This window comes from Ensifer sp., assembly GCF_035999185.1.
Lineage (GTDB): Bacteria > Pseudomonadota > Alphaproteobacteria > Rhizobiales > Rhizobiaceae > Ensifer.
In genome coordinates, this window is the sequence record NZ_DASYHB010000205.1 from 267,518 (window position 1) to 278,920 (window position 11,403).

General features: G+C 63.1%; 10 protein-coding genes. 8 read left to right on the forward strand and 2 right to left on the reverse strand.

The annotated features are described in order from the left end of the window. Position 1 precedes the first annotated feature (1 nt). The 5 genes from VGO04_RS28755 (at position 2) to VGO04_RS28775 (ending at position 5,598) form a co-directional block, all read left to right on the forward strand. Positions 2-1,195, forward strand: coding sequence for an amidohydrolase family protein (locus VGO04_RS28755; RefSeq protein ID WP_327499374.1), 1,194 nt, complete (start codon positions 2-4; stop codon positions 1,193-1,195). Continuing rightward, positions 1,192-2,676 carry an amidohydrolase family protein gene (locus VGO04_RS28760; protein WP_327499376.1) on the forward strand — a complete coding sequence of 495 codons (1,485 nt, stop codon included), beginning with the start codon at positions 1,192-1,194 and terminating at the stop codon, positions 2,674-2,676. Before VGO04_RS28755 ends, VGO04_RS28760 begins: the two co-directional genes overlap by 4 nt. Further along, on the forward strand, positions 2,673-3,659 hold the full coding sequence (locus tag VGO04_RS28765) for an ABC transporter ATP-binding protein (protein ID WP_327499377.1): 987 nt from the start codon (positions 2,673-2,675) through the stop codon (positions 3,657-3,659). Before VGO04_RS28760 ends, VGO04_RS28765 begins: the two co-directional genes overlap by 4 nt. After that, complete coding sequence (locus VGO04_RS28770; RefSeq protein WP_327499378.1) at positions 3,656-4,636, forward strand: ABC transporter ATP-binding protein; 981 nt, start codon at positions 3,656-3,658, stop codon at positions 4,634-4,636. Before VGO04_RS28765 ends, VGO04_RS28770 begins: the two co-directional genes overlap by 4 nt. Positions 4,637-4,947: 311 nt before the next feature. Further along, entirely contained in the window at positions 4,948-5,598 is a 651-nt protein-coding gene (locus VGO04_RS28775) for a YceH family protein (RefSeq protein WP_327499379.1), read from the forward strand. A 66-nt stretch (positions 5,599-5,664) separates the two neighbouring features. Here VGO04_RS28775 and VGO04_RS28780 read toward each other — a convergent pair whose 3' ends face one another. Then, positions 5,665-6,399 carry an aspartate/glutamate racemase family protein gene (locus VGO04_RS28780; protein WP_327499380.1) on the reverse strand — a complete coding sequence of 245 codons (735 nt, stop codon included), beginning with the start codon at positions 6,397-6,399 and terminating at the stop codon, positions 5,665-5,667. Between the two features lie 343 nt (positions 6,400-6,742). On the opposite strand from VGO04_RS28780, the gene VGO04_RS28785 reads away from it, so the two are divergent. Further along, positions 6,743-7,429: a GntR family transcriptional regulator gene (locus tag VGO04_RS28785; RefSeq protein WP_327499381.1), complete on the forward strand. Its 687-nt coding sequence runs from the start codon at positions 6,743-6,745 to the stop codon at positions 7,427-7,429. A gap of 72 nt (positions 7,430-7,501) precedes the next feature. Further along, entirely contained in the window at positions 7,502-8,329 is an 828-nt protein-coding gene (locus tag VGO04_RS28790) for a bifunctional allantoicase/(S)-ureidoglycine aminohydrolase (protein WP_327499382.1), read from the forward strand. A gap of 126 nt (positions 8,330-8,455) precedes the next feature. Here the strand turns inward: VGO04_RS28790 and VGO04_RS28795 are convergent, their stop codons facing one another. Next, on the reverse strand, positions 8,456-10,264 hold the full coding sequence (locus VGO04_RS28795) for an ABC transporter ATP-binding protein/permease (RefSeq protein WP_327499383.1): 1,809 nt from the start codon (positions 10,262-10,264) through the stop codon (positions 8,456-8,458). A 244-nt stretch (positions 10,265-10,508) separates the two neighbouring features. On the opposite strand from VGO04_RS28795, the gene VGO04_RS28800 reads away from it, so the two are divergent. Then, the gene (locus VGO04_RS28800; RefSeq protein ID WP_327499384.1) at positions 10,509-11,363 is read left to right on the forward strand and encodes a class I SAM-dependent methyltransferase; all 855 of its coding nucleotides are present in this window, start codon (positions 10,509-10,511) and stop codon (positions 11,361-11,363) included. The last annotated feature ends 40 nt before the right edge of the window (positions 11,364-11,403 follow it).

Here is an 11,403-nt window from a genome sequence, read left to right on the forward strand (position 1 = left end):
GATGTCCAATCTCCTGATCCGTAACGTCAGACCCAATGCCGGCGAAGCGACCGACATTCTCGTGCGCGACGGCAAGATCGCCGCCTTCGGCAAGGGGCTGGTGGCCGACGGAGTGACAATTGAAGACGGTAACGGTCATATCGTCACCTCCGGACTGGTCGAGGCCCACACCCATCTCGACAAGTCGGTATGGGGCATGCCCTGGCATGTGAATGCCAAGTCTGCGACACTGCGCGAACGCATCGATTTCGAACGCGAGCAGCGGCTTGAAATCGGCATCGAGCCGCACCGGCAGTCCATGCGGCAGGCGATCATGCTTGCTGCCAATGGCGCCAGCCACATCCGCAGCCATGTTGACATCGACACCACCCACGGCCTCCGGCTGATGGAAGGCATCATCGAGACCAGAAAGGCACTTGATGGCGTCATCGACATCGAAATCGTCGCCTTCCCGCAGTCTGGTCTCGTCACACGCCCCGGTACGGTCGAGTTGCTCGACCAGGCTCTGAGCAATGGCGCTGAAGTCCTTGGCGGCATTGATCCTTGTGGCATCGACCGCGACCCGAAGGGTCACCTCGACGCGATCTTCGGCCTCGCCGACAAACATGCCAAACCGATCGATATCCACCTGCACGAACAGGGTGAGCTCGGCGCCTTCAGCATGGAGATGATGTTCGAGCGCATCCGCGCGCTCGGCATGCAGGGCAAGGTCGCCATCAGCCATGCATTTGCGCTGGGCGCTCCTGACTACCTGCGGGTTGGCGGCCTGATCGAACAGATCGCCAAACTCGATATCCGCATCGTCACCACTGGTTCCCCGTCTTCGACCGTGCCGTCGATCCTTCGACTGAAGGAAGCGGGCGTGAAGGTTGCTGCCGGCTGCGACGGCATCCGCGACACCTGGGGCCCATGGGGTCAGCCTGACATGATGGACCGCGCCCGCATCCTCGGGATGAAGAACGGGCTTCGCCGCGACATCGATCTCGAACACGCGCTGCATGTCTGCTCGAAAGGCGGCGCCGAGGTCATGGACATCGAAGGCTACGGCCTGGATGTCGGCTGCAACGCTGATTTCACCCTGCTTGCCGGCGAGACGCTGGCGCACGCCGTCGTCGACGTCGCCCCGCGGCCGCTGGTCGTCAAGCGCGGTCGTGTCATTGCCCGTAACGGCGTTTCGGAGGTCGCCATCCCATGAACAGCATCAAGGATCTGACACTCGGCCATCGGCCCGAAGGGCGCACGCTTCTGACGGCACAATGGGTGCTCGGCCACCGCGACGGTTCACATCGATTGATCCCGAACGGCGAGGTCGTCATCGAAGGCGGCGCGTTGCTCTATGTCGGCCCGCGCTTTGAAGGCGAGGTGGCCCGCCGCATCGATCTCGGCGCGGCGATGATCAGCCCCGGCCTGATCGATCTCGACGCGCTCTCGGATCTCGATACGACGGTGCTTTCGATCGATCACCAGCCCGGCTGGGCCAAGGGCCGTGTCTGGCCGCGCACCTACATCGAGCGCGGGCCTTACGAGATGTACACGCAGGAGGAACTGGCGTTCCAGAAGCGCTTTGCCTTCGCGCAGCTCCTGCTCAACGGCATCACGACGGCCGCCCCGATTGCCTCGCTCTTCTATCGCGAATGGGGCGAGACCGTTGCGGAATTCGCGGCCTCTTCGGATGCTGCGGGCGATCTCGGTCTGCGCGTCTATCTCAGCCCGGCCTATCGCGCCGGCGGTATGATGGTCACGGCTCCCGGGCAACTCGAGGCCATCTTCGACGAGGCGCGTGGTCTCAAGGGCCTCGATGAGGCAATCGGTTTCATCCGTGAACACGGAGGCCGCCACGGCGGGCTCGTCAAGGGCTTGCTTGCACCGGACCGCGTCGAAACCTGCACCGAGAAGCTGCTCGTTCGCACGGCAGACGCCGCCCGCGACCTCGACTGCCCGATCCGGCTCCATGCCGCGCAGGGCACGATGGAGGTCGATACCGTTCGTCGCCTGCACGGCAAAACCGCGCCTGAGTGGCTCGCGAGCTTCGGGTTCCTCAGCGACCGGCTGATTGCGCCGCATGCGACGCAAGCGACCGACAGCGATTTGGGCCTCTATGCCGAACACGGTGTCAGCATCGTTCATTGTCCGCTGGTTTCTGCCCGCGGCGGCAGCACGCTCAACTCCTTCCGCTCGGTCAAGGCACGCGGCATCAACATTGCCATGGGAACGGACACGACGCCGCCGGACATGCTGATGAACCTGCTTGTCGGCCTGATCACTTGCCGCGTCGTCGAGAACGACCCGTCATCGGTCAGCTGCGCCGATCTCTTCGATGCCGCAACGCTTGGCGGCGCCAAGGCACTCAAGCGGCCCGACCTTGGCCGACTGGAAGCTGGCGCCCGCGCCGACATCGCCGTCTTCGATCTCATGGACCATCACATGGCGCCGGCGATCGATCCGATCACGACGCTCGTCGTCGGCGGCTCGGGTCGCGTCACCAAGGCCGTCTTCGTCGATGGTCGCCTGTCGATGTGCAATGGCGAAGTGGCAGGTTTCGACATGAACGCCGCGCGCGCGAAGGCGCAAACCCAGTTCGACGGTCTGGTCGCCAAGTATCCGGAGCGAAGCTTCGGTCATCCGCCCGTCAACGAGATCTTCCCGCCAAGCTATCCGCTGGAGGTGCCGCGATGACTGAACACGTCTCATCAGCCGTGCTGGATGTGCGCGGCCTCTGCGTCGAATTTCCCGGCCGCCACGGAACGGTTCAAGCGCTATCCGACGTCTCGCTCACCATTCGCCCGGGCGAAATCCTGGGTGTCGTCGGCGAATCAGGCGCCGGCAAGTCGATGACCGGCCTGGCCGTCCAGGGACTGCTGGAGCCGCCCGGCCGCATTTCCGGCGGCGAGGTCTGGCTCGGCGGTCGCCGCATCGACCAACTCGACGACAAGGCGATGCAGCAGGTGAGGGGGCGACAGATCGGCGCGATCTTTCAGGATCCGCTGACCTCGCTCAACCCACTCTTCACGGTCGGCGCGCAGCTCGTCGAGACCATCCGCCTCCACCTGAAGCTCTCGAAGGCCGATGCCAAGGCGCGCGCCATCCAGTTGCTGAAGGAGGTCGGCATTCCCGCGCCCGAGGCCCGTTACGACCACTATCCGCATCAGTTCTCGGGCGGCATGCGTCAACGCGTCGTTATCGCCTTGGCACTTGCCGCCGAGCCGAAGCTGATCATCGCCGACGAGCCGACGACGGCGCTCGACGTCTCGATCCAGGCTCAGATCACCTCACTGCTGCGCCGTCTCTGCGACGATCATGGTACGGCGGTCATGCTGGTCACGCACGACATGGGCGTTATCGCCGAAACAGCCGATCGCGTTGCCGTCATGTATGCCGGGCGGCTGGTCGAGATCGGGCCGGTGGCCGAGGTGATCAAGAATGCGCGTCACCCGTACACGCGTGGCCTCATGGGCTCGATCCCGGCGCTTGGCCGCCGTGTCGAGCGCCTGAACCAGATCGACGGCTCGATGCCGCGGCTGAACGCGATCCCGACTGGCTGCGCCTTCAATCCGCGCTGCACCGACGCCGGCCCTCGCTGCCGCAAGGAACGGCCAGAGCCGGTTCCGGTTGGCACGGGTGTCAGCGCGTGCTGGCTCAATGCAGGAGGAGTTCTATGAGTGATGCCCTGACGGTCAACGACCTGACCTGCAATTTCGATGTTTCCGCCCCATGGCTGAACCGCGTGATCGAGCGCAAACCGAAGCAGTTCGTCCGTGCGGTGGACGACATCAGCTTTACCGTGCCAATGGGCGGCTGCCTGAGCCTCGTCGGTGAATCCGGCTGCGGTAAGTCGACGGTGGCAAGACTTGTGACCGGCCTCTACCGCGCAAGCGAAGGCGAGGTGCGGTTTGCCCCGGGCAAGGACGGTGAGCAGCTGTCGGCACAGATGATCTTCCAGGATCCCTATGCCAGCCTCAATCCGCGCTGGCGCGTGCGCAACATCATCGCTGAGCCGCTGCGCGAATTGAAGCTCCGCAACACGGAAGCGGAAATCATGGAGCGCGTCGGCGAATTGCTGACGATCGTTGGCCTTGCACCCTCGGACGGCAGCAAGTTCCCGCATGAGTTTTCAGGCGGGCAGCGCCAGCGTATCTCGATCGCCCGGGCGCTGGCCGGCGAGCCTGAGTTCCTTGTCTGCGACGAGCCGACCTCGGCGCTCGACGTCTCGGTCCAGGCGCAGATCCTCAACCTCATGCGCAAGCTGCAGGACGAGATGGGGCTGACCTATCTCTTCATCAGCCACGACATGAGCGTGGTGCGCCACATGTCGGATCGCATCGCGGTGATGTATCTCGGCCGCATCGTCGAAGAGGCGGATACCGAGACGCTGTTTGCCAACCCGCGGCATCCCTATACGCAGCTGCTGCTGGAGACGATCCCTGATATCACGCATCCCAAACGCGGGCGCAGCATCGCCGCCAGCGAGGTTCCGAGCCCGCTGAACCCACCATCGGGCTGCACCTTCCATCCGCGCTGCCCACTTGCCGACCAGCGTTGCAAAAGCGAACGACCGGCGATGCGCAGCTTCGCCGACGGATCCCGCGCCGCCTGCCACCGCGTCGAGGAAACGGTCAAGGCGGTCAAGGCCGCTTAGAGCCTGCCAGCTTCATCCGAGCGCATGGCGCTCGGAGTGATACATCTTTCCCTGAGCCTTGGGCTCCGTGCTGTGCCAGTCGCGGAGCCTCTTTTTTTGCCTCGCTGCCGGCAGGGCGCGCAACGCGAGTAGCCAACCTGTTTCATCGTCGGCGTCAGGCGGATGGTCGGCCGCTAACGGGAAAGCAACGAAATAGGGCGATGACCATTTCCGGGCTTCGATACTCACGTTAGGGTAGGGGCCATCAGGCGGGCGATGCTCTATCCGGAGACCCGGCCGCGACCAAGTGCGTTGATTTGAAGAGTGACCCCATGAACACGATCGCCGACACCGATTTTCCCGTCCTCAATGCCGTCGAGGCCCGCATCCTCGGGTGCCTGATCGAGAAGAAGGAAACGACGCCCGACGTCTATCCGTTGACGCTCAACGCCGCGCATGCTGCCGCCAATCAGAAGACTGCGCGCGACCCGATCATGGCGCTGGAACAGGTGGACGTGCATCGCGCGCTGGCATCGCTCGGGCAAAAAGGTCTGGTCAGGCAGGCGTTTGCGTCACGGGTGGAACGCTACGAGCACATGGTGGCGAGCCGCTTCTCGCTGACATCGCCGCAAATCGTCACGCTCGGTCTTCTCCTGCTGCGCGGGCCGCAGACGGCCTACGAACTCTGGGCACGCAGCGAGCGCATGGCGCGGTTCTCTTCGATCGAAGACCTCAAGGACAATCTCGACCTCATGATCGGCCGCCGTCCGCCGCTCATCGTCCAACTCAATCGCGGCGCGGGCCAGCGCGAGGATCGCTTTGCGCATCTTCTGTGCGGTGAGGTGGAGCAGCCAAGCGCGGAGCGTACCGCCTTTGCGCCGGCATCGGCAGGTGGCGGGCTGTCAGCGCTTGAGGAACGGCTGGAAGCGCTTGAGCTGAAGGTGGCCGCGCTGCAGCAACAGCTTGACGCCTTGACCAAGTAGCGGCAGCACTCTCGGAAAACCGAGCGGGGCGTTTGCCGCGCTAGGCGCTTTTCGTCGGACGTCGCTTCAGTCGGCGACGTCGACCAGTCGGCAGGCGACCGCTTCCTTGGCCCGCGGGTAGTCATAGGCGCCGACCTTCGAGGTGGAGTAACCGCCGCCGACGAGCGCTTCGGCCAGTTTCACCGCGGCAGTCACGCCATCGATGACCGGCATGCCGGTACGCGCCTTCAGGCGGTCGCAAAGTTCGGACATGCCCGCGCAACCGAGGATGATCGCTTCGGCGCCATCTTCCTGACGCGCTTTCAGAATCTCTTTCACCAGCATCTCTTCGGTGTGGGCAAGATCCTCCTCCAGCGCGAGGACAGGCATGTCGACCGAGCGAACCTTGCGGCAACGGTGACCGGCGCCATAGGCGTCTGCGAGATCCTCGATGATCGGCACGGAGCGGGGCAGCGTCGTGATGATCGAAAAGCGGGTCGCGATGTTCATCGCCACCTGCACCGCCGCCTGACAGATGCCGATGACAGGGCCGCGGGCGATTTCGCGCGCAGCACCCAGACCGGGGTCGTCAAAACAGGCGATGACATAGGCGTCGATGCCGCGGGCCTCGCCCTTCCGGATTTCCGCAAGCATCGCAGGCACAGCCATTGCTTCATCGGCATGGCCTTCGATGCTCGCCGGGCTCGATGTCGGGTTGATCGATTCGAGCTGGGTCCCAGGCGCTGCAACGCGCTCGGCGCTGCGGTGGGCCTGTTCGGTCATCGATTGGGTGGAGTTGGGATTGATGAGCAGGAGGCGCATGGATCAGCTCGATTTCCGCGAAGAGTTTTTAGGAGTTACGTGGCCCGTGTGATCGCCTCTTATGTGCGGGCGCGCGCTCGGCCACGGACGGGTGAATTTCGCCAGTCGGCGGCAGTGGCCCTGGGCCGGTCGTTCGGTGAAGTCGAAGTCCATCGAAGCTCTCAAGAGGCGCCGCGTCCCCGGATTTTGAGGGAAGGCGGTCGTGTTTAAGCAGTTGCCATTGCAGATCAAGTTGCGGTACACAATATTGTCTACAATTTTGTAGTCAATATCTAACTGCAGCGGATGGAATTGACTTTGAGCGCCGCACGGCGAGAGTAAGCGAACGGCTAAGGGAGATTTCATGTACAACGCGGACGAGGCCGCCGGCGCGCCGACAGCAATCATTTGCGAGAAGATCTGGCTTGCAATTGCGGAGCGGCGACTACGACCGGGAACGCGGTTGAAGGAAGAGCAGCTTGCCGAGATCTTCTCCGTCAGCAGGGCGCGCATTCGCCAGGCACTGACGGCGCTCGAGCGCGACGGCCTCGTCACCATCATGCCGAACCGCGGCGCGTTCGTCTCCGAACCATCGGTCGATGAGGCCCGCGACGTCTTCGTTGCCCGTAGGGCAATCGAACAGCGCGTCGTCGAGCGCCTCTGCGAGCGCGCCAATCCCAAGGATATCGTCCGGCTCCGCGCCCATATCGAGGAGGAACGCATTGCCGGCCGATCGGGCAATCTCTCTGATATCGTTCGCCTTTCCGGCGGCTTCCACCTGCTGCTTGCGGAACTTTCCGGCTCGGCGTTTCTGTTCGGCATCCTCCGGGACCTTGTCTCGCGCACCTCGCTCATCACCGCGATGTACCGCTCCAACCACCTGCACAATTGCGGTCCGGACGAACACCTCTCCGTGGTCGAACACATCGCCGCCCGCGACACCGTAAGCGCGATCCGCGAAATGGCGGAACACCTGAACCACGTCGAAGCGGAACTGGACCTGGACGAGGAGAAGGACCTGCCAAGAGACCTGCGCGCGGCGCTGCTTTGACGCCCGATGCACGAACCCAATTGCACCGCATTTCAAGAGGAGGCGGTGCCTCTACCTGGACTGAAGGAAGACATGACCAACCGTAGCTATTATGCCCCGCACGGCGGCAACCCGCCGCAAACACAACTCCTGTCGGATCGCGCGGTCTTTACCGAGGCCTATGCGGTGATTCCGAAGGGGACGATGATGGACATCGTCACCAGCTACCTGCCGTTCTGGGACAAGACCCGGCTGTGGATATTGTCCCGCCCGCTCTCCGGTTTTGCTGAAACATTTTCACAATATATCATGGAAATCGCTCCCGGCGGCGGCAGCGACCGGCCTGAACTCGATGAAGGCGCCGAAGGCGCGATCTTCGTCGTGGAGGGCGAACTGACCGTCACGCTCGACGGCAAGGCGCACCGGATGCAGCCGGGCGGTTTCGCCTTCATTCCGCCCGCAAGCAACTGGTCGGTACGCAATGGAAGCGAAGCATCAGTTCGTTTCCATTGGGTCCGCAAGGCCTATGAACACGTCGACGGCCTGCCGGTGCCCGAAGCCTTCTTCACCAACGAGGCCGAAATCACGCCGTCGCCGATGCCCGGCACGGATGGGAAGTGGGCGACGACGCGCTTCGTCGATCCGGCGGACCTGCGCCACGACATGCACATGACCATCGTCACCTTCGAGCCAGGCGCGATCATCCCCTTCGCCGAAACCCATGTCATGGAACACGGCCTCTACGTCCTTGAAGGCAAGGCGGTCTACCGGCTCAATCAGGACTGGGTCGAAGTGGAGGCCGGCGACTATATGTGGCTGCGCGCCTTCTGCCCGCAGGCATGTTATGCCGGCGGCCCGGGCAAATTCCGCTACCTGCTCTACAAGGACGTGAACCGCCACATGAAGCTGCGGTCGCGCTGAGCGCCTGACCTTAGGTCAAACAAAAACCGCGCAATCCCGTGTTTGCGCGGTTTTTCATTGCTTTCAGCCCTGTATAACGTTTTTCTCAAGCAACGGCTGAGATACCAGCCGAGACGCTGGAGCCTTTCAATCCACCAACTGCGGATCGGCCGGTTGCAGGCTTCGCGGCTGCAGTCGCCGCAATGTGTTGCCGGTCGGGTTTTTATCGAGGTGCAGCACGCGGGTGAAGAACTCGTTGCCGCGCTCGGTGCGCCCGATATTGACGATCGCCACGCCGTCGAGCTCTTCGTCGAGGAATGACAGGACGCGCTGGTAGGCGTCGTCCTCCAGCGTATCGAGCGCTTCGTCGATGATCAGCCAGCGCGGCTTGTGCAGGCTGAGCCGGGCGATCGCGAGCAGACGCTGCTCCGCTTCGCTGAGGTTCATCTGCTTTCGCGCATCCTGATCGAGGCGGCCTGACAGGCGGCCGAGGCCGACCTTGGAGAGGACTGCGGCAAGCTCGCCCTTGCCGTAGCTGTCGGGCGCGCTCGGGTAGGCGAGCACTTCACCAAGTGTGCCCGGCGGGAAATAGGGCGATTTCGGAATGAAGGCGAGACCGTCATCCACCGGCAGCGCGATCCGGCCGTAGCCCCAGGGCCAAAGTCCGGCGATCGCCCGGAAGAACGGAGCCTTCTCCACTTCGGGCGCTCCGGTGACAAGCACGCGCTCCCCGGGATTGATCGTGACGCTCGGTTCGCGAAGCTTGATGCAGCCGGTTGGCGAGACGATTTCGATGTTGTCGAAACTCATCTGCGGGGTGTCGGATGTCTTGAAATCGATGCGCTTGTCGCCCTCGTGCCGTTCATCCGTCATCAACAGCGCAGACCGAAAGGCTGCCACCCGCAACAACGTCGCACGCCAGTCGGCGATCGCACCGATGTTGTCGACGAACCAGCGCAACGATGCATGCACCTGATTGAAAGCGCCGACCGCCATCATCAGCCCACCGAAGCTCAAATCTCCAGCGAAATAGACAGGCGCGGCAATGACGATCGGTGCGACGACGGTAATCCAACCGTAGCCGCCGGTCACCCAGGTCAGCCGCGTCACGGCGCGCAGCAGGCCGTAGCTGATCTCGAGAACCGAAGCGAGGTCGCGCTGCAGCCGCTTCTTCTCGTTGGCTTCGCCGGACGAAAGCGACACGGCCTCTATATGCTCGTTGACGCGCATCAGCGAGAAACGCAGCGCCGCCTCACGGGCATAGTGCTCACCGTTGAGCGCGACCAGCGGCCGACCGACGAGCCAGCTGAGCCAGGATGCCGTGCCGGCGTAGAGGATGGCGGCCCAGACCATGTAGCCGGGGATTGCGAAGGCGTAGCCTGAGACATGGAAGACGAAGCCATCGGACAGCGACCACAGTACGCCGATAAAGCTCACCAGCAGAATGCCGGACTGGAAAAGTCCGATCGAAAGCCCTGCGGACAGATCCGTCAGGTGGCGTGCGTCCTCGTGGATGCGTTGATCCGGGTTGATGCCGATCGCCCCGGCATTGGCCAGGCGAAACGCGCGCGTCGGGCGCATCCACTCGTTGATCAGATCTTGGGTCAGCCCCTCGCGCAGGCGCAGTTTGATGACCTGCCCAAGCCAGGTTTGCAGAACATTGAGGACGAGGAGGACGCCGGCGATCTGGGCGAAGACGACGAGCTGATGCATAAAGGCCGGCAAATCTCGGCGCTCAAGCGTGTCGTAGAAAGGTTTGTACCATCGATTGAGGATGATCTGACCGAAGGCTGTCACAACGATGACAACGATGATGCTTATGCTCAGCCAGATGATCTTGTTGCGCAGCGGCGAGGCCATGAAGGCCCTATGCATCATTCGCAGTTGATCACCGAGGGGTTGTTCGTCGTTGGTTTCTGGCCGGCCGCCAAATACGCCGTTCGTCCGGTTCGACATCGGTGCGAATCTCTCCTTCCCGGTCTCCTCCATGAGAATATAACCCGCCTTGCGCGCTCTCCCTAGTCCGGATTGCGTCAGTCTACATCGCCCCCCTGACAAAGCCGTTCCCACGGTAACTGCGGCGCACCCGCAAAAACCGGCCCGAGGTGCCCGGCCATTGGCCGAGGAAGTGACTTGTAACCCGCCATCGCGGGTTCATAGTTCATGAAACGCGATGAAACAGCACAAGGGAGGACCGTGCATGTCTGCGCATCTCGAGCAAATACGCGACCAGCAAAGAGAGACCTGGGACCGCTTCTCCGCCGGTTGGAAGAAGTGGGACGAGCTGGTGCTCGGTTGGCTTCATCCTTTCGGACAGGCGATGATCCGCCAGGCTGCGATAAAGGACGGGGACCGGGTACTGGATGTTGCGGCCGGGACCGGAGAACCGGGACTGACCGTCGCTTCCGCCATTCCAAATGGCCGTGTGACCGTGACGGACCTCTCCGAGCGCATGCTCGCAGTCGCGGCCGAGAATGCCAGGAACCGTGCCCTCTCCAATTTCGAGACCAGAGCGTGCGATGCCGGTGCGCTGCCTTTCGCCGATGCGACCTTCGACGCCGTTCTGTGCCGTTTCGGTTTCATGTTCTTTCCCGATGTTGCCGCGGCAGCGCGAGAGCTGACACGCGTGGCGAAACCCGGCGCCCGCGTCTGCGCAGCCGTTTGGGGCGCGCCTGAAAAGAACGCCTGGGCCACGACGATCATGGGGACGATTGCCCGCCACATCGAGCTTCCAAGACCGCCAACAGGCGCGCCCGGGCTGTTCCGTTGCGCTCCGGCAGGTATGATGACGGCAGTGTTTGCCGAAGCGGGCCTGCGCGACGTCCATGAGGACGAAATCACGACCACGATGGTCCACGCCACACCCGAGGACTACTGGGCTTTCATGACGGAGATCGCAGCGCCTGTGGTCGCCGGCCTTTCGCAGGCGGATGACGCAACGCGCGCCCGTATCAAAAGCGATGTTCTGCAACTGGCGAGCCAGTCGATGCGCGCAGGCAAGGTTGAATTGCGCTCAACCGCGACGATCATTGTCGGCACGCGCTCTTCGGACTGAGGACAGGGGGCGAGGACAGCAGCGATGTCGGTATCCGTTA